Here is a 26,079-nt window from a genome sequence, read left to right as displayed (position 1 = left end):
GAAATCAGGTGACGCACGACGCACCGCCCGATGACCGGAGCGGCGGATGGAACATTAGACTCGGCAGATCTGGCAAAGCTCGATCACAGTTCGGAACGTCAAGGAGGCACGGGTGGTACAGCCGCGCGAAGCGCGTCGTTCAAGTGTGGTGGTGGGCGACGGGGAAGAGCTGCTGGCCCGCATCAAGGCACCGCGCGATCTGGACCGGCTCGGCCCTGAGCAGCTGGAACAGCTGGCCGCGGAGATCCGCACCTTCCTTGTCGGCGCCGTGTCCAAGACCGGAGGCCACCTCGGCCCGAACCTCGGTGTCGTCGAGCTGACGATCGCCCTGCACCGCGTCTTCGACTCGCCGAAGGACCGGGTGCTCTTCGACACAGGGCACCAGAGCTATGTGCACAAGCTGCTCACCGGCCGGCAGGACTTCGGACTGCTGCGCACCAAGGGCGGCCTTTCCGGCTACCCCTCGCGTGCCGAGTCCGAGCACGACTTCATCGAGAACTCGCACGCCTCCACGGTGCTGGGCTGGGCCGACGGCCTCGCCAAGGCCAATCAGGTGCTCAGGAAGGACGACCATGTCGTCGCGGTGATCGGTGACGGCGCGCTCACCGGCGGTATGGCCTGGGAGGCGCTCAACAACATCGCCGCCGCCAAGGACCGCCCGCTGGTGATCGTGGTGAACGACAACGAGCGCTCCTACGCGCCGACCATCGGCGGCCTCGCCAACCACCTCGCCACCTTGCGCACCACCGACGGCTACGAGCGGTTCCTGGCCCGTGGCAAGGACCTCCTGGAGCGCACACCGGTCGTCGGCAGGCCGCTGTACGAGACGCTCCACGGCGCCAAGAAGGGCCTCAAGGACTTCATCGCCCCGCAGGGCATGTTCGAGGACCTCGGGCTGAAGTACGTGGGACCGATCGACGGCCACGACATCGAGGCCCTGGAGTCCGCGCTGGAGCGCGCCAAGGGCTTCGGCGGTCCCGTCATCGTGCACTGCATCACGGAGAAGGGCCGGGGCTACCAGCCCGCAGAACAGGACGAGGCCGACCACTTCCACGGCATCGGCCCGATCCATCCGGACACCGGCCTGCCCATCAAGGCGGCGGCCGCCAGCTGGACCTCGGTGTTCGGCGACGAGATGGTCAAGCTCGGCCGGGAGCGTGAGGACATCGTCGCGATCACCGCGGCCATGCTCCAGCCGGTCGGCCTGGCCAAGTTCGCCAAGGAGTTCCCCGGCCGGGTCTATGACGTCGGGATCGCCGAGCAGCACGCTGCGGTCTCCGCCGCCGGCCTTGCCACCGGCGGGCTGCACCCGGTCTTCGCGGTCTACGCCACCTTCCTCAACCGTGCCTTCGACCAGCTGCTGATGGATGTGGCGCTGCACAAGTGCGGTGTCACCTTCGTCCTGGACCGGGCGGGTGTCACCGGGGACGACGGCGCCTCGCACAACGGCATGTGGGACATGTCCATCCTGCAGTGCGTCCCGACACTGCGGATCGCGGCCCCGCGCGACGCCGAGCAGGTGCGTGCCCAGCTGCGCGAGGCGGTACGGGTCGAGGACGCGCCGACCGTGGTGCGCTACTCGAAGGGCGTGGTCGGCCCGGCCGTCCCCGCCGTGGGCCGGATCGGTGGCATGGATGTGCTGCGCCGTGCGGGTACCGACAAGCCGGACGTCCTGCTCGTCTCGGTGGGCGCGCTCGCCCCGATGTGCCTGGAGATCGCCGAACTGCTGAACAAGCAGGGCATCACGTCCACCGTGGTCGACCCCCGCTGGGTCAAGCCCGTCGACGAGGCACTTGCCCCGCTCGCCGAGCAGCACCGGGTCGTCGTGACGGTGGAGGACAACAGCCGGGCCGGAGGTGTCGGATCCGCCGTCGCGCAGGCGCTGCGGGACGCGGGGGTCGATGTACCGCTGCGCGACTTCGGTATTCCGCCGCGCTTCCTCGATCATGCGAGCCGTAAGCAGATCCTGGCCGAGATCGGGCTCACCGCCCCGGACATCGCCCGCCAGGTCACCGGTCTCGTCGCGAAGATCGACGGACGGTACGACAGCGAGTCCGCCGGGGCCGCGGAACCCGCTCGCGACTGACCGCGCCGCGTCACTGCGCGACCGCCGATGAGCCGGTGGGACCAGCCTGTATGGGTGGTCCCACCGGCTCATTCGTGTGAAAGAGGTGGACAGCCGGGTGCACCGGGTGCTCGCGCTCCCGATCATGGCGGGGACGACAAGCGTGGGAGGTACGCCCGTGAGCAGCAATCTCTTCCGGACCAAATCCGTGGAGCAGTCCATCCAGGACACGGAGGAACCGGAGTACGCGCTCAAAAAGGCCCTTTCCACTCTGGACCTCACGGTCTTCGGCGTCGGGGTCGTCATCGGTACCGGCATCTTCGTGCTCACCGGGAAGATCGCGAAGGAGACCGCGGGCCCCGCCGTGGCCCTGGCCTTCGTCGTCGCCGGCGTGGTGTGCGGTCTTGCGGCTCTCTGCTATGCGGAGTTCGCCTCGACCGTACCGGTGGCCGGCTCCGCCTACACCTTCTCGTACGCCACACTCGGTGAACTGCCCGCCTGGATCATCGGCTGGGACCTCATCCTCGAACTCGCCCTGGGCTGCGCGGTGGTGGCGGTCGGCTGGTCCGGTTACATCCGCTCCCTCATGGACACGGCGGGGCTGAGCATGCCTCAGGCGCTCAGCGGCACACACAACGGTGTGTTCGGCTTCGATGTGCTCGCCTGTCTGCTGGTGATCATCCTGACGGGCATTCTGGTCGTCGGTGTGAAGCTGTCCTCGCGGGTGACGGCGATCGTCGTCGCCGTCAAGGTCACCGTGGTCCTGCTGGTGATCGTCGTCGGCGCCTTCTTCATCACCGGCTCCAACTACCACCCGTTCATCCCGCCTGCCCAGCACGGAGAGGGTGGCACTGGAGTCTCGGCCCCGCTGATCGAGCTGATGTTCGGATTCAACCCGGGTGCGTTCGGTGTGATGGGCATCTTCACCGGCGCCGCGGTGGTCTTCTTCGCCTTCATCGGTTTCGACATCGTGGCGACGACTGCCGAGGAGACCCTCAATCCGCAGCGCGACGTACCGCGCGGCATCCTGGGCTCGCTCTTCATCTGCACGGTGCTCTACGTGGCGGTCTCGATCGTCGTCACCGGTATGCAGAAGTACACGGAGCTGTCGACCGACGCCCCGCTCGCCGACGCGTTCAAGTCGGTCGGTCACCCCTTCTGGGCGGGCTTGATCAGCTTTGGCGCGGCGGTCGGTCTGACCTCCGTCTGTATGATCCTGCTGCTCGGCCAGAGCCGGGTCTTCTTCGCCATGAGCCGCGACGGTCTGCTTCCGATGTTCTTCTCCCATGTGCACCCGAAGTTCGGCACCCCGTACCGCTCCACGATTCTGCTCGGCGGGATCGTCGCCATCGTGGCCGGCTTCACCTCGATCGACGTGCTTGCCGAACTGGTCAACATCGGGACGCTGTTCGCGTTCGTCATGGTGGCGGTCGGAGTCGTCATCCTGCGCAGGAAGCGCCCGGATCTGCCGCGTTCGTTCCGCACCCCGCTGGTCCCGCTGATCCCGGCACTCTCGGTGCTCGCCTCGTTCTGGCTCATGCTGAACCTCCCCGCCGAGACCTGGATCAGGTTCGCCATCTGGATGGCGGTCGGGGTCGTCGTGTACTTCACCTACAGCTCGCGCAGCAGCCGGCTGCGGCAGTTCCGCGACGCGAGGTAGTCCTGGGCTGCCCGGCCACCGGGCCACCGGCTCCGACCTGCCGGAATGTTATGGTCGGTGGAGAGTATGCCCAGTTGAGGGGAAGGCTGGCAGCCGGCCATGGAGTCGCGTTCCGTATCTGCCACGGGTCCGGCCACCGGTTGCTGGCTGCTGCGCGGCAAGGACGGTTCCCTCAGCGCCTACGCGCCGGCCGAAGGCGGGATCCTGCGCTGGACCGAGCAGCGTCCCGGCGGTCCTGACTGGACGGCACCCGAGCTCATCGCCGTTGCCGGCTCCACCCATATGACGCTCGCACAGGGCCCGGACGGCTACGTGCATCTGCTCTCACGTCGCAGTGACGAGCGCGGGACCGTGATCATGCATGCCACGCAGTACCAGACGGGCCGGCCCTTCGGGCCGTGGCACGCTCTCGGCAACCCGCACAAGGAACCGGACCGCGCGCGGAAGGTGGGCGCGCCCGCTGTGGCGGTCGGTGCCGACGGCGGCGTCCATGTCTTCGTCCGCAACGCCGGGCGCGGTATCAGCATGCGCAGACAGGCCGGGGCCGGCAAGTGGGAAGGGTGGAAGGACCTCAAGGGCGCGAACGTCTCGGACGGAGTGCCCGCCGCGGTCGCCCTGACCGACCGTGTGGAGCTGCTCGCCCCGGCGGACGAGCAGGTGCTGCGCTGGGCCCAGGAGGAGGCGGGCGGCGATTTCGTCCAGGCCGGTCCCACCGCCGCCAGAGCGGCCGCCGGATCGGCCACCGGGGTGTGCACCCGCGACGACCGTGCCACGTACTACTGGTGCGACCCTGAAGGGGCCGGTGTGATCGCGCACCGGCCCGGAGCCGACGACGTGGTGCTCGGCGGTGAACCGGACGGCGGTGCGCTGTCCGTGCTGCGCACCCCTGTCGAGGGCTACGACTGCACGGTATTGGCGTTCCGAGGCCGGAACGGCCGCCCCGCCGTAGCGGCCTGCCCCACCGAGGACGAGGCGGACGGCCTGTGGTGGACGGAGACCGGTGAGGCTTCGCTGGGTGTCCCCGCCCTCGCGCTGGATGCGGTGGGCCGGGTCGTCCTTGCCGCCGTCGCGGAGGACGGCACCCTGCGGGTGGCGCGCCAGAAGGCCGAGCCGGGCCTGGCGCTCGCCGCCTGGACCCGGGCCTGAGCGCCTGGTTCCAGGCGGAGCGGTGGCTCTGCCGGAATCAGGCGCTTGCGGCTCAGCCGCCGGTGGCGGGGGACTTCTTCGCCGCCGCCGGCACCTCGGTGTCGGTGCGGATGGCCTTCCACAGCTGCGTCGCCTGAGGCTCGGCCGCCACCACACGGTTGGGATCAGCCTTGTCGTACGCCACCGGAAGCATGATCGTCTCCATGGTGTCGGGGTTGACGCCCTTCATGCTGCGGGCGAACTCACCCAGCGACTTCAGGGATGCCAGATCCGAGTCGGTGGTCAGTGACTTGGTGGCCGAGTTGGCGATCTTGTACGACTTGGTGGGGCTGCTCAGCAGGTCCTGCTTCTGCACCTCGCCCAGCAGGTCGAGCATGAACTCCTGCTGGAGTCCGATCCGGCCCAGGTCGCTGCCGTCACCTATGCCGTGACGGGTCCTCACGAACTCCAGCGACTGCGTGCCGTTGAGCTTCTGCGGGCCCTTCTTGAGATCGAGGCCGCTCGCCCCGTCGTGGATGTCCTGAGGGACGTCCACCGTCACTCCGCCGATCGCGTCGACAAGGTCCTTGAAGCCCGCGAAGTCGATCTCCATGTAGTGATCGATGCGTACATCCGACATCTTCTCCACGGTCTTCACCACGCAGGCCGGACCGACCAGTGAGTAGACCGAGTTGAACATCACACGCTTCGCGGACGGCATCGGCGAGCCGTCCTTCTTGGTGCACTCGGGCCGGGTCACCAGGGTGTCGCGCGGGATGCTCACCGCGGTCGCCCGGGACCGGCCCTGCGGTATGTGGATCACCAGCGCGGTGTCGGAGCGGGCGCCGCTGACATTGCCGCCGGCGATCTTGCCGTTCTCCCCGGCCCGTGAGTCGGAGCCGAGAACCAGCAGGTTCTGTCCTGCGGTGGGCAGCTTCTCGGGGCGGTCCTTGCCGAGAGCCTTGTTGATGTCGACGCCCTTGATGTTGCCGTCGAGGCTGTTGTAGAGCCACCAGGCGGTACCGCCGGCGGCAACCAGCAGTACAGCGAGGCAGATCAGCACGATGCGCAGCGGACGGCGCCGCTTCTTGGCCCTGCCGCGCTTGCGCGGTGCGCGTCGGGAGGGTGTTGGCTGATCGTCCGTCGGCCGTGTTCCTGTGTCCTGGTACGTCACTGCTCGTCGAGCCCTTCCGTCGGAACGCTGAGATTGCGCGCGAGGGGAATCGGGCGGTCGAGGGGTACCGGCCCAGCTGTCAGCCTCGGGTCTCCATGAATAATAGACAAAGCTTTCGATCGGTGGGAATTTAGAGACGGTTTGGTGAACCAACCGTGACCGGTATGACAAACTTCCGAGCTGTGGCGGTGTGTTCAGTGAAGGGCGGAACGGAGTCGTGAGCCGGTCCAGGAGCGGTGCCAGGGCGACCGGTTCCCACGGAGTCGCCGGCCGTGGCTCCGTCGTCGACGCGCCGTCCCCGGCACGCACCTCGGCACCTCCCGCACCCCCGGGTGACTGGCTCTTCCGCGGAAGTGACGGCCGGCTGACCGCCTACGCACCTGCCGCGGACGGATTGATGCGCTGGACCGAGGCCCCGGGGCAGCATGGCTGGCTCGAGCCCGACGTGATCGCGGTACCCGGCTGGGCCGGGCGTGCCGCCATGGCACAGACCAGCGAGGGATATGTCCACTTCGCCGCCCTGCGCCGGGCGCCCGCCGGCACCGGAGCACCCGAAGTCGTCGTAGCCACACAGTTCCAGAGCGGACGAGGGCTCACGGACTGGCGCAGTCTCGGCGTTCCGGGAGACGGCGTGTCCGCCGGACCGGTGATCGCGGTGAACCAGGTGTCCGGCACCGTCCATGTGCTCGTCTCGTTGCGTGCCGGTGGCATCCTCCGGTGCAGCAGGAACGCCGAGGGCGGCTGGGGCCGCTGGAAGGCCGTCACGCCCGATCCGTACACAGGTGATCTGCTCGCCGTCATGCCACACGGCGGGCCCCTGGAGATCATCGCGGTCGGAGCGGCCGGAGTGGATCGCTGGGTGGGTGTGGCGAACGGCAGGTTCGAGCTGCGCGACCGGCTGCGGACCCCGGTCGTCGACGGCACACCGACTGCGCTGGAGACCGGTGCCAGGCGTGCCACCTACTTCTGGCGCTATCCCGGCGACGACTCGCTGGTCGCCTGGCGTCCCGGCGCGCAGGCCCAGCAGGACGGCGGCCTGCTGCCGGTCGGCGGCGCGGCCGGCAGCGGGCGGGCGGGCGCCGCCCGCGCGCTCGTCGGGGGCTTCGACTGCACGGTGCTCGCACAGCCTGGGGCCGACGGCTCCATCGAGGTGACCGCGTATGTCACCGAGAACGAGAGTTACGGAACGTGGTGGGCCCCCCTGGGCGGCGCGCGGGCGTATGCGCCCCAGGTGGCGGTGGACAGCGCGGGACGCATCGTGGTCGCCGCCCTGGACGGGACCGGCGGCATTCTGATGGCCCGCCAGGACACCGCCCAGCAGGGCCTGGCCTTCGAGGGCTGGAGCCCGGTCGGCTGACCCGGCCGGAACCGCGGGTTCACTCACCGAGCTACGGGCAGCGGAAGCTGTTCGGAGATCTGCAGCGAGATGTCGCCCTGGGGTGTGCAGAAGGGCACGGCGACCAGATGGTGGTCCGCGGAGCGCGGCGAAGGGGCGATCACGACCGGCGGCCTGCTCGTGACATCCACGTCGTCGGAACGTCTGCGGCCGAGCCGTACCTCCCGGGTGACGCCCTCGAAACTCACCGAGAGCCACAGATCCCAGATGCCGGGCCCCAGCGGGCGGCCGCTCGAAGTCTGTCGGAGGTTGACCCGCGCGGAGAAGCGGCCCATGGCCCTCGGCTTGCCCTTGGCGTTGACCAGCTTCTCGTCTCTGCGCGCCGTCACCGAGAAACGCTCCTCGGCGCCGCTGAGACGCTCGCGCAGCACCACTTTGGTGGCCCGGTCGCGGGTGGAGAGCTGCTCGAAGAAGGCGGTGCCATCGATTCCCAGGATCGACTTCGTCCATTCCAGACGGGTCAGCTGATGGGTCACCGTCATCCGGTCCGTGATGTCGAAGAGCTCGTCCGGCAGCGCTGTCTGCGGGTCCCGGAAGAACGGCAGGGCCGTGAAGACCCGGCCGTTCTCGATGGTCTTCTTCGGCGCCGGCTGTCCCTTCTGCGCTTCGTACTCCGCCATCCGACGGGCCTCGGCGAAACGTCCCGCCGACAGCAGGGCCATACGTACGGCCACCGGCCGGGGCAGCAGTGCCAGCGCGCCCGCGGTGAGATGGGCGTGCAGGACGTCCGAAGCGGCCCACATCGCACGCTCCTGCTCGGCGGGGTTGTCCGATGCGAGCAGCAGGGCGCCGGTGGGCTTGCCGAGTTCGGACTCCAGATGCCGTGAGAGCAGCCGGTCCCGCTGAGGGCCCGCGGGAACCAGAGTGGTGACCAGCGCCATCATCCGTGCCGCGAGTGCCACGCGTTCGGTCAGCGTGACCGCTGCCGCACCGGAGGGGCCCTTGAACACACAGGTGCGGTCCGCCACCACCGCGATGTTGTCGGCCGCGGTCAGTGCCTGCGCGGTGAAGACCTGGTCGTCGCCGATGTGCAGGTCGGTCGGGAACTGCAGCCCGCGGCGTTGCAGCAGGCTCATCCGGAACAGTTTGTCCGGGGTGAGAGACCAGTAGACCCGCGACCCGTAGAGGTCGGTGTAGTCCTGGTTCGCGCGGAACATCGACGTCGCGACCGAGTGCCGGCCGGTGCTCTCCAGCTTGCCGAGCACCACATCGGCCTCGCTGCGGTCCGCGGCCGCGACCATCCTGGCCAGTGCGTCGGGCGCGAGCCGGTCGGCGGCCTCGAGGAAGATGACGTACCGTCCGGCCGCCTGGCTCAGCCCGAGATTGCGCGCCGCGGCGGGTCCCAGCCCGTGCTGCTGCTGACCGGTACGCAGCATTCCGCGGTGGGTGCGGGCGGCCCGGGCGAGCAGTGGACCGCTGTCGTCGGTCGAACCGTCGTCGATCGCGATGACCTCGATCCGCTCAGCTCCCAGCGACTGCTGGGCCAGCGACCCGAGGCACGCCTCGAGAGTCGCGGCGTGATCGCTGACCCGGAGGACCACCGAGACATCCCGGATGTGGCCGGGGTGGGCCGTACCCGCGCCCTGGCCCGCGGAATTCACCATGTCTGACCCTCCTGGGCCGGTCCCTGCTGTGCCTGCGTGGTCCCCGACGCCTGCGGCCACGGCATCTCACCGGTGAGTTCCGGCCATTGCCAGGCACGGAACGCGGCGGCGCCGGTGTGCTCGGGGAACACGCCCGGCACCTCGCCGAGCTCGCCGACGTGTACGTTCACCGGCGCCGAGCTCTTGCCACCGTCCGCGGTCGCGACGGTGTACTGGAATCTGTCGTAGCCCCGGAATCCGGGACGCGGCTGATAGGACACCCAGCCGTCGGCCGTCAACCGCGCTGTCCCGTAAGCGGGTTGGGTCACCGAGATCGGGGTGCTGCCCGGGAGCGCGGAGGTCGCGTGCACCGTTCCGCCCTCGCCCGGACGCACCACGATGCGCAGGCCCCTCGCCGCGGGTGCCAGGACGGGCAGTGCGGCATCGCTGAGCCGGCCGGTACGGACCGGCTTGCGCCCCGGGCCGTCCGGCACGGCGACCCTGATCTGCGGGCGCAGCCTGGGCGCCCCGGTGGGATGTTTTATCCGGAGGAGGAGGACGCCCGAGGCGTGTGTGCCGGGATCCGCCCGTACCCGGAAGCAGCGCTGTTCGGGGAAGTACTCCAGCTGCTGGGCGTCCAGGACGTCGGCTGCGTCGAGCAGCGAGTCCTCCATCAGATAGGCGCAGCCGTAGGGCGCGCCCCCGTCGGCGGCCACCGAGAGGCCGAGTTGGAGCTGGTCGCCGGGGGCGACACCGGACAGCGGGTCGGCCGAGCTGTAGAGGGCCGCGTACACCGCGCCCCGGGACGGTTCGGTGCCGGTGGCCCTGCCACGGCACAGCAGATGGTTCATGCGCCGGCCTCCGGAGCGGGACTCGTGGACACACGGGCCTTGGTGCGCTGCACGAAGGTGGCGTCGTCCAGCCAGCCGAGCTGGCGGTAGGAGAAGGAGGTGACGTCGAGACCCCGCACCCAGTGAGCCGGGATCACCTGCTGTTCGGCGAGGCTGCGGGCCACGAAGCGGGCGCATTCCACAGCGCCCTCGGGTCGCAGATGGACGTTGTCCGCGTCCTGGACGATCTCCAGGAGCGGCTCACCAGGACGCAGGTAGGTGAAGGCGTCCTGGGAGTTCTCCGGGCCCAGCTCCTCCCACCAGGCGAGGCTCTGTCCGTAGAGATCAATCACCGGGATGTGTTCGTCCACGGCGAGTCGGCGCGCCGCCACCGGATAGTCGCCCAGGAAGCGCGTCACATTGCCGTGCCGGTCGATCCTCCGCCGTTCGAACGGCAGCAGGATCACCGGGTGGCCCTGGCGTTCGCGCGCACCCGTGGCGTACGCCCGCATCTGGTCGACGAAGCTGCCGAAGGGATCGGTGTGCAGCCCCGGGTCCGGCTTCCAGTCGATCTGGCCGAAGCCGTAGACGAGGTAGTCGCCCGGCGCCATGTTCTCCAGGATCCACTGCAGCCTGCCGCGCTCCCGGAAACTCTTGGAACTCGCCCGCGCGCGCGCACAGTTGACCACCTCGACGGCATCGGTGAGGAAAAGTGGCAGCGCCTGTGCCCAGCCGGCCATCGGGAGATGGCTGACCGGGCGGGTGACGGCCGTGGAGTCACCGGCGACGAAAATCCTTGCCCGGCGGCCGGGTTCGGGTGCTGAGTGGGTCATGGGTGTTTCACGTCCGTTCCTCCGCCGTCGGGTCCTGCTTGCGTACGTCGATGACGTGGCCCGTCATGCCGGAGAGCAGCACGTCCAGCGAACTGCGGGCCACGGACTCCGACGTCAGCAGCGAGCCCTCGGGCTCCTGGCCGAATGCCCTGGTACGCATCGGGGTAGCGGTGCGCTCCGGATTGACACAGTTGACCCGCACCCCGTCGGTTGCCCACTCGTCCGCGAGGGCCTGGGTCAGATTGACCATGGCCGCCTTGGTGGACGAGTAGAGGCTGTACTCGGCGCGGCCGCGGGTGTAGCTGCTCGACGTGAAGAGCAGCAGCTGCCCCCGGGTCTCGCTGAGGTAGCGGAAGGCCGTGCGGGCGATGTTCAGGGGAGCGAGGTAGTTCACGTCGAGTGCCTCGCGAATAGTGCTGGGCGCGGCCTCGTCGAGCCGGCCGATGCGCAGTACCCCGGCCGTGTTCACGACGAAGTCGACCCGGCCGGTCTCCTGGTGCGCCCGGGAGAACGCGGCGTCCACATCCTCGGGGCGCTCCACATGGGTGCCGGTCGTGGAGCGTCCCAGGGCGTACACCCGTGCCCCGTAACTCTCCGCCAGCCGGGCGATGTCGGCGCCGATCCCGTAGGACCCGCCGAACACCAGCATGGTGGTGCCGGCCAGACGGTTCCGGTAGAACTCGTCGCCGCCCCGGTCGGGGGTGGCCGATGCGGCGAGCTGGAAGAGCTTGTCGGCGATGAAGACGTCGACGGGCTGGGTGACCTTGGTGTTGACCTCGTCCCCGCGCACCACATGCACCGGGACGTCAGGGAGATAACTCACCACCACCGAGCAGTCGTCGGTGGTGTGGAAGGCCGGGTCGGCCGCCGCCAGTTCGTAGGCTCTGCGGATCGTCGAGAGACGGAAACCCTGGGGGGTCTGCCCCCGGCGCAGCCGGGCGCGGTCGGGAATCCGGGTGACGAACTCACCGTCGTCCCCGTGCGTCCGGGTGACGATGATCGTGTCCGACGAGGGGATGGCGACGTCGACGGCCCGGTAGCGGCCGAGTGCCTCGACGCACTCCCTCACCACCCGTTGCGAGACCAGCGGACGGACCGCGTCATGGAGCAGGATGTTGCAGTCCTCGCCATCGGCGAGCCGCTCACCGGCGGCAAGGAGGGCCAGGCGGGTGGTCGCGCTGCGGGTCGCTCCGCCGGGCACGACCCGGGACACCTTGCGCAGCCCCGAGGCCGCGATGATCCGCTCGGCCGCCGCGACGTGGTCGGGGGCCATCATGACGATGACGTCGTCGACATCCGGAGCGTTCTCGAAGATGCGCAGGGTGTGCTCGAGTATCGACTTCCCGGCGATCGTCAGAAGCTGCTTCGGTATCGCGAGTCCGACGCGCTGTCCGGTGCCGCCTGCGAGGACGACAGCGACCGTGGGGCGGCGCGATGCATGGCGGGACAAGGGTTTCGGTCTCCTGCGGGGTGAGCGGACGGGGCACGGGAACGGCTATGCCATGAGCTGCGGCTCGTCCGGGTACTCGATCGGGAAGTCGTTCAGCCCGCGGGAGTAGAGCCTGTTCGCGGCGTTGTTGAAGCGCACGATGGACGGTGGGTAGTCGGCGCCGAGCAGATATTCCTTGAGCTGTTCGCGGTACGGCGCCATGATGTCGCGTTCGGGGAAGAGCAACGCGTTCAGGGCGTCGTCGAGACCGTTGCAGTCGGCGTCCAGCAGGTAGGACGCGTAGGCGGTGCGCTGCTCGTTCCTGAACTCGTCGTCCGGCAGGCCGTCCAGGTTGAAGATCGCGTACGGCTTGCGGGTCGCCACGAAGTCGGACACCACGCTGGACATGTCACCGATCAGCAGATCGGAGTGGTTGAAGCACTCGTAGAGACTGGGTACCCGTTCGGTCACCACGTGGTGGGCCTCGTCCGGGATGGCGCTCCAGTAGAGCGCGCCCGCCTGGTTGCGGCTGCGGCGGATCCGCGCGGTGCGCTCCTCCTCGGTGAGGTCCGGGAACGTGGAGCGCACTCCGCGCTCCGAGAGCTCGGCGATCCGCTTGTCGATCCGGGCCAGTTTGCGGGCCGCGCTCTTGGAGTCCATCAGACTGCGGCCGAACCGCTGGGCGTTGTCGGCCTGCAGCAGGGAGATGATGCGGCGGTGCGCGGCGGCGGCCGCGGGGGAGCGTGTCCCGGTGAGCGGATGGGGTTTGTAGATGACCCGGATCTGCCGGTCGTGCTCGAGCAGCGTCCGGACCAGCTTCTCGCCGGCCGGAATGACCGAGGTGTAGCAGGCGTCGTCGGTCCAGCCCTCCCAGGTGGGGGCGTAGACCACGGTGGGCACCTTGTTGACGACCGAGCCGGTCCAGCGGTGCAGCGGCATCAGCTGCGGACGCCCCACCTCGACGATCTCGTGGGCGTTGACGGCGTGCTTGATGCGCTCGTAGCGGTCACGCCCGGCGCGCCCGGCCACCCAGATCTCGTCGAACACCTTGCTGACGCGGTTGCTGCTGGCGAGCTTGTCACTGTCGCCGTGCCCGATGAACACATGCTTCACCTCGGCCCGCTGGAGCATATGGACGTTCTTGCCCGCATTGCCGGGATACAGCGTGACCCGCAGTTCGGGCATCTCGACCCGGGCCAGATATTCGGCCTTGGGCACGCAGACGACCGGCACGGACGTGGCGTCGAGGAACCGCAGGGTGGCGCGCTCCCTGAGCACGATGATGGGCCGGAGATCGAGTGACTCCAGAGACTCCAGCCACATGTTCACCTGGTACATGAAGTCACGGGAGACCGCGGCGAAGGTGAAGTACAGGGCGATCTGCGGCCGGTAGTCCTTGAGCTGCCGGTTCAGCTCGTCGATGGCCTCGTCGGGGGTGGGCAGGACAAGCGCGTTCCGGGCGCCGGGAAGGACGACGATCAGCGCCAGACAGGCGATCCATACAGTGATGATTCCGCCGAAACTGACATAGCGCCAGTCGTCGGTGACCATGGTGACGAGTGCACCGCCCACGAGTGGGATGTCCAGATGCAGCATCTTGCGGACGTGTTTGGACATCAGGAAAGGATGCGGCATCCGCCGGATGTCCAGCGCGTCCAGATCCAGTGAGCGGGTGGTGAAAGGCAGCGCGGCCCTGGTGCTGCGTACGTGCTTGAGGACACCGCCGTACGCCATCTGCAGGACGAAGAGCAGCAGCAGGCCCACCGCGGTGATCTTCACTACGAACGAGTCGATGTCCGCGATCGAGCCGCACAGGGCGAGCAGCAGGAACTGGCGGATCAGGAAACGCATGGTGAGCCCGAACCGCGAGTCTCTCAGCCGGTCGAGGGTCGACGACTGCGCGGAGTGCAGCAGCAGGTCCGCGAGATAGCTGACCGCGGCGGCGCAGACGAAGACGGGCAGGGACGGGATCACCACCGCCGCCATCATGGCGACGAAACTGAGCACCAGCGCACTCGATATGAGGATCCCCAGCAGAGCCTGACGGTGTTGCTTGCCCATGGCCGGTGAGGCCCTCCTTCGACGCGGCGTCGTGCGTTGCCCGGCGTGGGGCCGGCGTTGGGGATGTACTGAGGGTGGTGCAGACACGTCACGTCGGAGGCTGCGCCACGGTGGGGCGGGCAGGCAGCAGGACTGTGGTGGATTCGTGAAGTACTCGACGCATTCTAGGCACTGATGCGGTCTTAAGTGAACTTTTGATGACCGAAAAGCGACTTGGTGCGGGTCTGGATGCTGAAGAGTTACGGAGTCACCGCGCTCGTGTGATCTGCGTCGCCGACAGGGCGCCGCAGGGTGCCGCGGAGATCGTCCGGTGGTCGCCCCCCGGGGTTCCCCACCGCTCAGCGGGTGAAGCCGTGGACGCTCAGTTCCCGGCGCCCGGTTGTCTTCGAGGAGAAGCCGGTACACAACTGAGGGGCGGGGGAGAGCCGTACAGCGATCCCCTCCGGTTCACGGAAGGGGAGTGAGAGCGCCGCGGTGACGTGCCGGCGGCCCGCTGAGCCGCCCGCCGTGATCGCGATCGCGGACACAAAGGTGTTTCCACCGGAATCAGGTGGATTGATACCAGTTCTGACGGTATAGGGATTTCCGGTGAGTTGGTAGATATGGTCCCCGTGCAGTGCGCACCCCTGAAGTGGCTCACCCCTGCGCCTGGCCGTATCACGCACCAGGTGTGTCGGCTCATAGCGTCCCGCGAGGAACTCGTTCATCCGGTAGACGGCGTAGCGGTGTTGGCCGCCCGCCCAGTGGCTGATCAGCACCCGGCGGCCGGCCAGGTCGAGCGCCGGGTGGTTGCGCAGCGTGCCGGGCAGCGGAACGTGATGCCGTACGGACGGAGCCCCGCTGTCGAGCACCGCGCCGTCGCTGAAGGGGATCCGAGCCACCGCCCGGCCGTAACCGGTCACCGGGTCGGCACCGGACTCCACCCAGAGCTTCACCTGGCCGGCTGATGGTTCGACCCCCAGGGATATCCCATGGCCGAATCCCCGTAGATACATGTGGCCGAGAAGGGCCCCGCTCCGCGACAGCTTGGAGACGCACAGGTCACCGCGGCGAAGCCGCTCGGCGTAGCGGACCGGCCGCGGTTCGCCGGGCAGCCGCAGTCCGTCCTGCATCTGCTGCACCGCGTAGAGATGGCCCCGGGTGTCGTCGAAGGCGAACGACTGCGGGCCGGTGGTCTCGTGCAGCGCGGTGGGCGGGAGCAGTTCCGACGGTGAGGTGAGGGAGAACTCGCCCACCCCGTGCACGGCCGAACGGTGTCCGGACGTGCCGTCTCGGCCGACCGCTGCCACCACGCCGCCGGTGGCAGCGGCCACCACCGCCGCCCCGCCCGCGAACAGCAGAGCTCTGCGGCTGGTACGCCGCCCGGTGTCCGCCATCTGAGCCGTGCCGCCGTTCGTGGAGTCCGATGGAACAGACGAACGCCCGTCCGCACCGGGTGCGGACGGGCGTCCTCGCCTCTGTGGACCAGACTACGCCGGGACGCTCGCCACGCCCTGCGCCAGGAACCTCTTGCCGTTGACGCGCTCCGAGACACCCTCGCGGTCCAGGTACGGCGTGATGCCGCCCAGGTGGAAGGGCCAGCCGGCGCCGGTGATCAGGCACAGGTCGATGTCCTGGGCCTCTGCCACGACACCCTCGGCGAGCATCAGACCGATCTCCTGCGCGACCGCGTCCAGGACACGGTCACGGGTCTGCTCCTCGGACAGGACGGATGTGCCCTGCTTGAGGAGGGCGGCGACCTCCGGGTCCAGCTCGGGCTTGCCCGAGTCGTAGACGTAGAAGCCCCGCTTGCCGGCCTTGACCACGGCGGCCAGGTTCTCTGAGACCGTGAAGCGCTCCGGGAAGGCGCGGTTCAGGGTCTCGGAGACATGGAGGCCGATGGCCGGGCCGACCAGCTCGAGCAGCACCAGCGGGGACATCGGCAGGCCGAGCGGCTCCACGGCCTTCTCCGCGACCTCGACCGGGGTGCCCTCGTCGATGACGTTCTGGATCTCGCCCATGAAGCGGGTGAGGATCCGGTTGACGACGAACGCCGGGGCGTCCTTCACCAGGACCGTGGTCTTCTTCAGCTTCCGCGCCACGCCGAAGGCCGTGGCCAGCGAGGCGTCGTCGGTCTGCTCACCGCGGACGATCTCCAGCAGCGGGAGGATCGCGACCGGGTTGAAGAAGTGGAAGCCGACGACCCGCTCGGGGTGCTTCAGCTTCGACGCCATCTCGGAGACCGAGAGAGACGAGGTGTTGGTGGCGAGGATCGCGTGGGCCGGGGCGACCGCCTCGACCTCCGCGAACACCTGCTGCTTGACGCCGATCTCCTCGAAGACGGCCTCGATGATGAAGTCGGCGTCCGCGAAGCCCTCGGCCTTGTCGAGCACACCGGTCACCAGGGCCTTGAGACGGTTGGCCTTGTCCTGGTTGATGCGGTGCTTGGAGAGCAGCTTGTCGATCTCGGAGTGGACGTAGCCCACCCCCTTGTCGACCCGCGCCTGGTCGATGTCGGTCAGTACGACCGGCACCTCGAGGCGGCGCAGGAAGAGCAGCGCCAGCTGTGAGGCCATCAGACCCGCACCGACGACACCGACCTTGGTGACCGGGCGCGCCAGGCTCTTGTCCGGGGCGCCGGCCGGACGCTTGGCGCGCTTCTGCACCAGGTTGAACGCGTAGATACCGCTGCGCAGTTCGCCGCCCATGATCAGGTCCGCGAGGGCCTGGTCCTCCGCGTCGAAGCCGTGGCGCAGGTCGCCGTTCTTGGCGGCCGCGATGATGTCCAGCGCGCGATAGGCGGCCGGGGCGGCGCCGTGCACCTTGGAGTCGGCGATCGCCCTCCCGCGCGCCACGGCCTGGTCCCAGGCCTCACCGCGGTCGATCTCCGGGCGGATGACCTGGATCTCGCCGCGCAGCACGGCGGAGGTCCAGATCAGTGACTGCTCGAGGAAGTCGGCACCCTCGAAGATCGCGTCGGCGATACCGAGCTCGAAGACCTGCTTGCCCTTGAGCTGGCGGTTCTGGTTCAGCGAGTTCTCGATGATCACCGAGACCGCGCGGTCCGCACCGATGAGGTTCGGGAGCAGCGCGCAGCCGCCCCAGCCCGGGACGAGACCCAGGAAGACCTCGGGGAGCGAGAACGCGGGAAGAGCCTGGGTCACGGTGCGGTAGGCACAGTGCAGACCGACCTCGACACCGCCACCCATCGCCGCACCGTTGTAGTACGCGAAGGTGGGGACGGCGAGCGCGGACAGCCGCTTGAAGACGTCGTGACCGCCCTTGCCGATGGCGAGCGCGTCCGAGTGGTTCTTCAGCAGCTCGACGCCCTTGAGGTCGGCGCCGACCGCGAAGATGAACGGCTTGCCGGTGAGGCCGACTCCGACGATCGTGCCCTCGGCGGCCTCCTTCTCGACCTGGTCGATGGCGGCGTCGAGATTGGCCAGCGACTGGGGGCCGAAGGTGGTCGGCTTGGTGTGGTCCAGGCCGTTGTCGAGCGTGATCAGCGCGAACCTGCCCGCACCGCCCGGCAGGTCGAGGTGGCGTACGTGCGCCTGTGTGACGACCTCACCGGGGAACAGCTCGGCCGCGCCCTTCAGAAGCTCAGAGGTGGTGGTGCTCACTTGTTGCCTCCGTCGAAGTGCGGGTTCTCCCAGATGACCGAAGCGCCCATGCCGAAGCCGACGCACATGGTGGTCAGGCCGTAGCGGACGTGCGGCTGCTCCTCGAACTGCCGCGCCAGCTGCGTCATCAGACGCACACCGGAGGACGCGAGGGGGTGGCCGAAGGCGATCGCGCCGCCGTACTGGTTGACGCGCGCGTCGTCGTCCGCGATGCCGTAGTGCTCGAGGAAGGCGAGCACCTGGACGGCGAAGGCCTCATTGATCTCGAACAGACCGATGTCGTCGATGGACAGGCCCGCCTTGGCGAGCGCCTTCTCGGTCGACGGGATCGGGCCGTAGCCCATCACCTCGGGCTCGACGCCCGCGTAGGCGTAGGAGACAAGGCGCATCTTGACCGGCAGGCCCAGCTCGCGTGCGGTCTCCTCGGATGCGATCAGGGACGCGGTGGCGCCGTCGTTGAGACCGGCGGCGTTGCCCGCAGTGATCCGGCCGTGCGCACGGAACGGGGTCTTGAGACCCGCGAGCGACTCCAGAGTGGTGCCGGGCCGCATCGGCTCGTCGGCGGTGGCCAGGCCCCAGCCGGTCTCGCCGGCCTCGGCGTTGGTGCGGCGCACGGAAACCGGCACCAGGTCCTGCTGGATCTTGCCGTTGGCGTACGCCTTGGCGGCCTTCTCCTGCGAGCGGACCGCGTACTCGTCGGTGCGCTGCTTGGTGATCGTCGGGTACCTGTCGTGCAGGTTCTCGGCGGTCATGCCCATGAACAGGGCGGACTCGTCGACCAGCTTCTCCGACACGAACCGCGGGTTCGGGTCGACGCCCTCGCCCATCGGGTGACGGCCCATGTGCTCGACACCGGCCGCGACGACGATGTCGTACGCGCCGAAGGCGATCGAACCGGCGGTGGTCGTCACCGCGGTCATCGCGCCCGCACACATGCGGTCGACGGAGTAGCCGGGTACGGACTGCGGCAGGCCGGCGAGGATGCCGGCGGTGCGGCCGAGCGTCAGGCCCTGGTCGCCGATCTGGGTGGTCGCCGCGACGGCGACCTCGTCGATCTTGGCGGGGTCCAGATCCGGGTTGCGGCGCAGCAGCTCCCGGATCGCCTTCACGACAAGATCGTCGGCGCGGGTCTCGTGATAGATGCCCTTCGGGCCCGCCTTGCCGAACGGGGTGCGGACGCCGTCGACGAAGACGACGTCCCGGATGGTACGAGGCACGATGGCTCTCCTCCAGGGTGCGGGATGGCACTGCTGCTGCGGGCACGCCGGAGCGCGCTGCACTGAGGCCATGCTACCCACCGGTAACCAACGTGCCCAGTCTTCTGGGCCGGAGCGGTGAAGGTCACATGTGGCCCGGGGCGCCCCCAGGACCGCCGTGTACGTCCGCAGCCCCGGAACGTGGCTCGGTGCCGGGGCCCGGTTCCGGTGCGCCCCGGTCCCCCCGCCGTCCCGGGAGTGGGGAGCGGTCCGCCGCCCCCGGTGGACCTCCCGGGCCTCCAGACCACCACCGATGCCACCCCGCACCCGGTGGCCGGCCACCGATCGGCCGGGCCAACGACGCGGCGGGTCAGCGCAGTTGGCGCATGCGGGCACGGTCCGGTTCCCGGAGATGCGGGTCCGCGGCAAGGGCAGCCGCAGACCCGCTCGTCCGGGCTTCCGGTCAGCGCTCCGTCATCCCTGGCCCGGAACATCCTGAAGAGCGGTCACCAGCAACGGCGCCACGTGCTCGATCTGCCAGCGCCTGGCCCCGAGCTCCGAGAGAACGGCCGAGATCTTCTCCACCGTCCGCTCCCGGGGCGGCTCCCAGCACACCCGGCGCACCGTGTCAGGGGTCATCAGATTCTCCTGCGGCATGTTCAGCTGGTCGGCCAGAGCCGATACCGCCGTGCGCGCCGCCGAGAGCCGGGCCGCCGCGGCCGGGTCCTTGTCCGCCCAGGCCCGGGGCGGCGGCGGACCGGCCACCTGCTGGCCCGGCTGGGGCAGCGCCGTGTCGGGGAGGGACTTGGCCCGGTCGACCGCCGCCTGCCACTGTTCGAGCTGACGTTTGCCCATGCGGTGGCCGAAGCCGGGCAGCGCGGTCAGCTCCTGGACGTTCACCGGCAGACCCAGGGCGGCTTCGACGATCGCCCCGTCCCCGAGCACCTTGCCGGGTGAGACGTCACGCCGCTGCGCCACCTTGTCCCGGGCGGTCCACAGTTCCCTCACGACGGCCATCTGGCGCCGCCTGCGGACCTTGTGCATTCCGGAAGTGCGGCGCCAGGGGTCCTTCCGGGGCGGCGCCGGCGGAGCGGACGCAATGGCATCGAACTCCTCCATCGCCCAGCCCAGTTTTCCCTGCCGGTCGAGATCCTCCTCCAGGGCGTCCCGGAGATCCACCAGCAGCTCGACGTCGAGGGCGGCGTACCGCAGCCACGGATCGGGCAGCGGACGGGTCGACCAGTCGACGGCGGAGTGCCCCTTCTCCAGCGTGAAGCCCAGGACGTTCTCGACCATCGCGCCGAGGCCGACCCGGGGGAAGCCGGCGAGCCGTCCGGCCAGCTCGGTGTCGAAGATCCGGGTGGGAATCATGCCTATTTCGCGCAGGCACGGAAGGTCCTGGGTGGCCGCGTGCAGCACCCACTCGGCATCGGCGATGGCCGCGCCGAGACCCGAGAGGTCCGGGCAGCCGACCGGGTCGATCAGCGCGCTGCCCGCACCCTCCCGGCGCAGCTGGACCAGATAGGCCCGCTGTCCGTAGCGATAACCGGACGCGCGTTCGGCGTCCACGGCGACGGGACCCGTCCCCGCGGCGAATGCCGCGACCACGTCGGCCAGTGCCTCATCGGTGGCAGTCACAGGCGGAATGCCCTCGCGGGGCTCCAGCAAGGGGATCGGCGCCTTTTCGACGTCGTCCGGGGGAGCGCCCCCAGTGGTTCGCAGTGCTGTCTCTGCTGCGGTCTCTTGAGCGTCGGTCACGCGTCAAGCGTATCGGTGAACGCACAGCACCCGTCGACGGAACGTTCCGTCGACGGGTGCGAAGGGGGTGCGAATGCGTCAGTGGATGATTCCGGTGCGAAGGGCGACCGCGACCATTCCGGCCCGGTCGCCCGTGCCGAGCTTGCGCGCGATCCGGGCGAGATGGCTCTTCACGGTCAGGGCGGACAGCCCCATGGAGACTCCGATGGCCTTGTTGGACTGGCCCTCCGCGACCAGTCTCAGCACCTCGACCTCGCGGCCCGAGAGCTCGCGGTAGCCGCCGGGGTGGCTCGGGGCGCCCGGGGGGCGGCGCTGCATCCGGGCGGCGCCGATGGGTGCGGCGCCCGGTCGGGTCGGGTGTCCGATGTTGGTTCGAGTACCGGTGACGACGTAGCCCTTCACGCCGCCCGCGAGGGCGTTGCGAACGGCGCCGATGTCGTCGGCGGCCGAAAGTGCCAGCCCGTTGGGCCAGCCTGCGGCCCGGGTCTCCGACAGCAGGGTCAGCCCGGAACCGTCGGGCAGGTGGACGTCGGCCACGCAGATGTCGCGCGGGTTGCCGACGCGGGGACGGGCCTCCGCGATGGACGACGCCTCGATGACGTCACGCACTCCGAGAGCCCACAGGTGGCGGGTGACGGTGGAGCGGACGCGCGGGTCGGCCACGACGACCATGGCCGTCGGCTTGTTCGGGCGGTAGGCGACCAGGCTTGCGGGCTGCTCGAGGAGAACGGACACCAGGCCTCCTGGGAAGGTGCGGAACGGTGCCGGCCAGGGGATGGAGCCGGGACGAACCGTGCTGGAAGGGTCACAGACTCCTTCGGCAGCAATCCCTCCGGGCTTTAGAGAATGATCACGATTTAGTGAGTAACAATTCGGGCAAATAGGACGCGCGATCGATCCTTCGAAAACGGCCGGCCGCACGGAAGCCCCGGTCGGGGCGGTGGTGAGGTCACCGTCCGGGCTTCCGGGTGCGGTCCTGCGGTCCGGCGCCGGACCGGACCCGGCGCGGCATCCGGCAGGTCTTCTATGGCGTCTGCGGGCGCCGCTGCGGCAGCGAGACCACGGTGGTGTCCAGCGGATCGACCGGCGGCAGTCCGGCGATCTGGCACAGCAGATCGCACCAGGCGGCCAGATGCGACGCCGTGTCGGGCACCCCGCCGCGCCCCTCACGGGGGGTCCAGGAGGCCCGGATCTCGATCTGGGTCGCCGGCCTGCGCTCGGCGAGGCCGCCGAAGTAGTGCGACCCGGCGCGGGTGACGGTGCCGCTCGCCTCTCCGCAGGAAAGCCCGCGCCCCTGCAGTGCGCCGGTCAGCCAGGACCAGCAGACCTCGGGGAGCAGCGGATCGGCGGCCATCTCCGGTTCCAGCTCGGCCCGTACCAGCGTCACCAGGCGGAAGGTGCCCTGCCAGGCGTCCTGCCCGGCGGGGTCGTGGAGGAGCACAAGTCTGCCGTCGGCAAGATCGTTGTCGTTCTCGACGACCGCGGCCTCCAGGGCGTACGCGTAGGGCGCCAGGCGCTTCGGTGGCTTGGCGGGGTCGATCTCCATCTCGACCCGGAGCCGGGCCGACCGCAACGCGTCGACCGCCTCCTGGAAGGCCGGCGGGACGGAGACCGTCTCCGCGGTGTCCGTACCGTCAGCGCCATCTGAAAATCGTCCCTGAGCCGCAGCCATGCGGGGAAGACTAGGCGGAACGGGGCCCGCGCGTGGGGAGAGACACCCTGCCCGGGGCGACCGCTTGCCCCGTGCATGCGAAACTTCTGAGCGTGAGTGCCAACGACCTTCCCCAAGCCCCCGATTCCGGTCGAGCAGGGGAGACCCCTTTCACGGGCCAGCAGACACATGACGCCGCGGACTCCGTCTTCCTCAAGGCGTGCCGGCGCGAACCCGTACCGCACACGCCGGTCTGGTTCATGAGGCAGGCGGGTCGCTCACTTCCCGAGTATCTGAAGGTGCGGGAGGGCACCGGGATGCTCGAATCGTGCATGCGGCCCGACCTGGTCACCGAGATCACGCTGCAGCCGGTCCGCCGTCACCGGGTGGATGCCGCGATCTACTTCAGCGACATCGTCGTCCCCCTCAAGGCCATCGGTGTCGACCTCGACATCAAGCCCGGGGTCGGACCGGTCGTCGCACAGCCGATCCGCAGCCGCGCCGACCTCGCGCAGCTCCGCGATCTTGAGCCTGCGGACGTCTGGTACGTCACCGAGGCGATGGGCCTGCTCACGGCGGAGCTCGGGACGACACCGCTGATCGGCTTCGCCGGCGCCCCGTTCACTCTGGCCAGCTACCTCGTCGAAGGCGGCCCGTCCCGCAATCACGAGCACACCAAGGCTCTGATGTACGGCGACCCGCAGCTGTGGGCCGACCTCCTCGACCGGCTCGCCGAGATCACCGCCGCCTTTCTGCGGATCCAGATCGAGGCGGGCGCCGCCGCCGTCCAGCTCTTCGACTCATGGGTGGGGGCACTGGCCCCCGCGGACTACCGGCGCTCGGTGATGCCCGCGTCGGCGAAGGTCTTCGAAGCGGTGGCCCCCTACGGCGTCCCGCGCATCCACTTCGGAGTCGGCACCGGTGAGCTGCTCGGGCTGATGGGTGAGGCGGGTGCCGATGTGGTCGGCGTCGACTGGCGGGTGCCGCTGGACGAAGCCGTACGCAGGGTGGGGCCCGGCAAGGCGCTCCAGGGAAATCTGGACCCGGCCGTGCTCTTCTCGTCGCCTGATGCGGTGCGGACGAAGACGGACGAGGTGCTTGCGGCGGCTGCCGGTCTCGAGGGCCACATCTTCAACCTGGGTCATGGGGTGCTGCCCACGACGGATCCGGACGCGCTGACCGGGCTTGTGGAGTACGTACACACCCGGACGGCTCGCTGAGGCCGGGGGCCGGGGCGCCCGACTCTCATGCCCCGGCCCGGCGCACTGCCCCGACCGCCTTCCGCGCGGCGACCAGCACCGGATCCCACACCGGCGAGAACGGCGGCGCGTACCCGAGGTCGAGGGTCACCATCTGCTCCACCGTCATCCCGGCGGTGAGCGCGACCGCCGCGATGTCCACCCGCTTCGCCGAGCCCTCCCGGCCCACGATCTGCACACCGAGCAGCTTCCCCGTGCGCCGCTCGGCGAGCATCTTCACGGTCATCGCGGCGGCCTCCGGGTAGTAGCCGGCGCTGTTGGTCGCCTCGATGGTCGCGGTGACGAACTGCAGGCCGGCCGCGCGGGCGTCCTTCTCGCGCAGGCCGGTCCTGGCGATCTCCACGTCGCAGACCTTGCTGACCGCCGTACCGACGACGCCGGGGAACGTCGCGTATCCGCCCCCGATGTTCGCGCCGATGATCTGGCCGTGCTTGTTCGCGTGGGTACCGAGGGGGATGTGCCGCATCCTGCCCGACACCAGGTCGAGCACCTCGACGCAGTCGCCGCCCGCCCAGATGTTCTCGTGGCCCTGCACCCGCATCGACAGATCGGTCAGCAGTCCGCCGTGCTCACCGAGCGGGAGTCCCGCCGCGCGGGCGACGGCGGTCTGCGGGGCCACGCCCATGCCCAGGACCGCGATGTCCGCCGGATACTCGGTCCCGTCGGCGGACACGGCACGCACCCGGCCGGCGTCATCAGTGAGGATCCCGGTGACCTCGGCCCCGGTCACCGTGGTGATGCCCATGCCGTCCATCGCCTCGTGGACGAGTCGCCCCATGTCGGGGTCCAGGGTGGCCATCGGCTGCGACCCCCGGGTCAGCACCGTCACCCGATAGCCGCGGCGCAGTAGTGCCTCGGCCATCTCGACGCCGATGTAGCCGGCCCCGACGACGACCGCGCGGTTGCCCCGGGCCGACTCCAGGGAATCGATGAGGGACTCCCCGTCGCCGAGCGTCTGCACCCCGTGCACGCCCGCGGCGTCGATCCCGGGCAGCGCGGGCCGCACCGGCCGCGCACCGGTCGCCAGGACCAGCTCGTCGTACGACGTCCAGGTCCGGGCGCCCGACTCCAGGTCGTGGCTGCGCACCCGCTGCCCCGCGACGTCGATCTCGGTCACTTCCGTACGCATCCGCAGATCGATCGCACGCGCCCGGTGCTCGTCGGGCGTACGGGCCACCAGATCGTCGCGTTCCGCAACCGAGCCCCCCACCCAGTACGGGATCCCGCACGCCGAGAAGGAGGTGAACCGGCCGCGCTCGAAGACGATGATTTCCAGCTCTTCCGGGCCCTTCAGCCTGCGGGCCTGGGATGCGGCGGACATGCCCGTCGCATCCCCGCCGATGACCACCATTCGCTCCGCTGCCATTGCGCGTCCTTCCGTGGCTGCCGGAACCGCGGTCACCGGACCGGCCGTCAGCTCTCCTCGCGTGCTTCTTCCTCCTGGGACGGTACGTGCGCGGGCCGCGGAACATTCCCCCACGACGCGGTGACCGGCTTGCGGCGCCGCGGCAGCCGCCTGCGCAGCCACCGCCAGATCACACAGAACACCGCGAGTACGGCGGCGAACGGTGCGACGGCGGCCACCGCGATCGCGATCCACTCCAGCACTGCGACAAAGGCGTTCCAGCCGCCGCTGAGGGCATCGAGGATGCCGGGTCCGTCGTCCTTCTTCTCGGTCCTGGCCTTCGGCGCCCTGTCGGGCTCGGAGAGATTGAGAGTGATGGTCGCCAGATCGGTGCGGTCCCTGAGCGATGCCTGCTGGGCGAGCAGGGAGTCCAACTGCGATTCCCTGGTGCTCAGTTCACCTTCCAGGGAGACCACGTCAGTGAGCCGGTCCGCCTGGTCCATCAGCTTGCGCACCCGTGCCACGCTGGCCCGCTGCGAGGCGATCCGGCTCTTGACGTCCACGACCTGATCCGTGACGTCCTTGGCATCGGCCTTGCGGCCCAGCAGCTTTCCCGATCCCTGGAGCCCCATGAGCACCTCGTCGTACCTGTCCTGCGGGACACGCAGGACGACGGTGGACCGGACCTGACCGCTCCCGTCCCGTTCGGTGGATTCCCTGCCGACGAAGCCACCCGCGTCCGTGGCCGCGGTGCGGGCGTCGTTCAGGGCCTTCTCGGTGTCCTTCACCTGCACCGTGAGCTCGGCGGTACGGATGATCTTGTTCGCGACCGGGGCGGGTGCCTTGCCGGCCGGCTGCTTCGCGTCGGATGCGGAACCGGAGCCCGTGGCGGCCTCCCGGCCGGCCGTGTCCGCCGCGCTGCCACCGCGGGCTGCCGCCTTGTGGTCGCTGCTGCTGCCGCCGGTGTCGCCGGTCGCGCCGCAACCGCTGACGGCGATCGACGAGATGAGCAGGACTGCCGCAAGGGCTCTGGCTGGGCGCATAAGTGATCCCCCGGAACATGGCTACGGATGTTGCAGGTTCGACGTGCGAGGCCGGTGGGCGGGTTGCCC

The 26,079-nt window shown here is 69.5% G+C and carries 19 protein-coding genes; 5 read left to right on the top strand and 14 right to left on the bottom strand.

The window, feature by feature from the left end; genetic code table 11:
- The first annotated feature begins 169 nt into the window (after positions 1 to 169).
- The 3 genes from dxs (at position 170) to OHS16_RS05970 (ending at position 4,871) form a co-directional block, all read left to right on the top strand.
- On the top strand, positions 170 to 2,086 hold the full coding sequence (dxs, locus tag OHS16_RS05980; RefSeq protein WP_328540730.1) for a 1-deoxy-D-xylulose-5-phosphate synthase: 1,917 nt from the start codon (positions 170 to 172) through the stop codon (positions 2,084 to 2,086).
- Between the two features lie 124 nt (positions 2,087 to 2,210).
- Entirely contained in the window at positions 2,211 to 3,725 is a 1,515-nt protein-coding gene (locus OHS16_RS05975; RefSeq protein ID WP_328540729.1) for an amino acid permease, read from the top strand.
- Between the two features lie 99 nt (positions 3,726 to 3,824).
- On the top strand, positions 3,825 to 4,871 hold the full coding sequence (locus OHS16_RS05970) for a hypothetical protein (protein WP_328536122.1): 1,047 nt from the start codon (positions 3,825 to 3,827) through the stop codon (positions 4,869 to 4,871).
- 52 nt (positions 4,872 to 4,923) lie between these two features.
- Here the strand turns inward: OHS16_RS05970 and OHS16_RS05965 are convergent, their stop codons facing one another.
- Positions 4,924 to 5,922 (bottom strand): LCP family protein, encoded by a 999-nt coding sequence (locus OHS16_RS05965; RefSeq protein WP_443042746.1) that lies wholly within the window; start codon positions 5,920 to 5,922, stop codon positions 4,924 to 4,926.
- 319 nt (positions 5,923 to 6,241) lie between these two features.
- Here OHS16_RS05965 and OHS16_RS05960 point away from each other — a divergent pair, with 319 nt between their 5' ends.
- Positions 6,242 to 7,381, top strand: coding sequence for a hypothetical protein (locus tag OHS16_RS05960; RefSeq protein ID WP_328536120.1), 1,140 nt, complete (start codon positions 6,242 to 6,244; stop codon positions 7,379 to 7,381).
- Between the two features lie 23 nt (positions 7,382 to 7,404).
- On the opposite strand, the gene OHS16_RS05955 is transcribed toward OHS16_RS05960, so the two are convergent.
- The 11 genes from OHS16_RS05955 to OHS16_RS05905 all read right to left on the bottom strand — a co-directional run bounded on the left by OHS16_RS05955 (position 7,405) and on the right by OHS16_RS05905 (position 22,384).
- A complete protein-coding gene (locus OHS16_RS05955) occupies positions 7,405 to 9,024 on the bottom strand; it encodes a glycosyltransferase family 2 protein (protein ID WP_328536119.1) in 1,620 nt (539 codons plus the stop codon).
- On the bottom strand, positions 9,018 to 9,854 hold the full coding sequence (locus OHS16_RS05950; protein WP_328536118.1) for an Ig-like domain-containing protein: 837 nt from the start codon (positions 9,852 to 9,854) through the stop codon (positions 9,018 to 9,020). Before OHS16_RS05950 ends, OHS16_RS05955 begins: the two co-directional genes overlap by 7 nt.
- Entirely contained in the window at positions 9,851 to 10,666 is an 816-nt protein-coding gene (locus OHS16_RS05945) for a rhamnogalacturonan acetylesterase (protein WP_328536117.1), read from the bottom strand. Before OHS16_RS05945 ends, OHS16_RS05950 begins: the two co-directional genes overlap by 4 nt.
- 7 nt (positions 10,667 to 10,673) lie before the next feature.
- On the bottom strand, positions 10,674 to 12,116 hold the full coding sequence (locus OHS16_RS05940; protein ID WP_328536116.1) for a bifunctional cytidylyltransferase/SDR family oxidoreductase: 1,443 nt from the start codon (positions 12,114 to 12,116) through the stop codon (positions 10,674 to 10,676).
- 45 nt (positions 12,117 to 12,161) lie between these two features.
- Positions 12,162 to 14,156 (bottom strand): hypothetical protein, encoded by a 1,995-nt coding sequence (locus tag OHS16_RS05935; protein WP_328536115.1) that lies wholly within the window; start codon positions 14,154 to 14,156, stop codon positions 12,162 to 12,164.
- Positions 14,157 to 14,494: 338 nt separating this feature from the next.
- Positions 14,495 to 15,532: a phage baseplate protein gene (locus tag OHS16_RS05930; protein ID WP_328536114.1), complete on the bottom strand. Its 1,038-nt coding sequence runs from the start codon at positions 15,530 to 15,532 to the stop codon at positions 14,495 to 14,497.
- Positions 15,533 to 15,625: 93 nt separating this feature from the next.
- Positions 15,626 to 17,758, bottom strand: coding sequence for a 3-hydroxyacyl-CoA dehydrogenase NAD-binding domain-containing protein (locus tag OHS16_RS05925; RefSeq protein ID WP_328536113.1), 2,133 nt, complete (start codon positions 17,756 to 17,758; stop codon positions 15,626 to 15,628).
- Positions 17,755 to 18,975, bottom strand: coding sequence for a thiolase family protein (locus OHS16_RS05920; RefSeq protein ID WP_328536112.1), 1,221 nt, complete (start codon positions 18,973 to 18,975; stop codon positions 17,755 to 17,757). The genes OHS16_RS05925 and OHS16_RS05920 overlap by 4 nt, the downstream gene beginning before the upstream one ends.
- Before the next feature lie 453 nt (positions 18,976 to 19,428).
- A complete protein-coding gene (locus OHS16_RS05915; RefSeq protein WP_328536111.1) occupies positions 19,429 to 20,712 on the bottom strand; it encodes a ribonuclease D in 1,284 nt (427 codons plus the stop codon).
- 78 nt (positions 20,713 to 20,790) lie between these two features.
- Positions 20,791 to 21,447, bottom strand: coding sequence for a response regulator transcription factor (locus OHS16_RS05910; protein ID WP_328536110.1), 657 nt, complete (start codon positions 21,445 to 21,447; stop codon positions 20,791 to 20,793).
- Positions 21,448 to 21,736: 289 nt separating this feature from the next.
- The gene (locus tag OHS16_RS05905; protein ID WP_328536109.1) at positions 21,737 to 22,384 is read right to left on the bottom strand and encodes a DUF3000 domain-containing protein; all 648 of its coding nucleotides are present in this window, start codon (positions 22,382 to 22,384) and stop codon (positions 21,737 to 21,739) included.
- Positions 22,385 to 22,476: 92 nt separating this feature from the next.
- On the opposite strand from OHS16_RS05905, the gene hemE reads away from it, so the two are divergent.
- Complete coding sequence (gene hemE, locus OHS16_RS05900; RefSeq protein WP_328536108.1) at positions 22,477 to 23,583, top strand: uroporphyrinogen decarboxylase; 1,107 nt, start codon at positions 22,477 to 22,479, stop codon at positions 23,581 to 23,583.
- Between the two features lie 25 nt (positions 23,584 to 23,608).
- On the opposite strand, the gene OHS16_RS05895 is transcribed toward hemE, so the two are convergent.
- Positions 23,609 to 24,988, bottom strand: a complete 1,380-nt coding sequence (locus OHS16_RS05895) for an FAD-dependent oxidoreductase (RefSeq protein WP_328536107.1) — start codon at positions 24,986 to 24,988, stop codon at positions 23,609 to 23,611.
- Between the two features lie 47 nt (positions 24,989 to 25,035).
- Positions 25,036 to 26,010 (bottom strand): DUF4349 domain-containing protein, encoded by a 975-nt coding sequence (locus tag OHS16_RS05890; RefSeq protein ID WP_328536106.1) that lies wholly within the window; start codon positions 26,008 to 26,010, stop codon positions 25,036 to 25,038.
- Positions 26,011 to 26,079 lie beyond the last annotated feature (69 nt).

Source organism: Streptomyces sp. NBC_00344 (assembly GCF_036088315.1).
Taxonomy (GTDB): domain Bacteria; phylum Actinomycetota; class Actinomycetes; order Streptomycetales; family Streptomycetaceae; genus Streptomyces.
The sequence above is the reverse complement of the archived record's forward strand: the minus strand, read 5'-3'. Positions and strand labels throughout refer to the sequence as shown.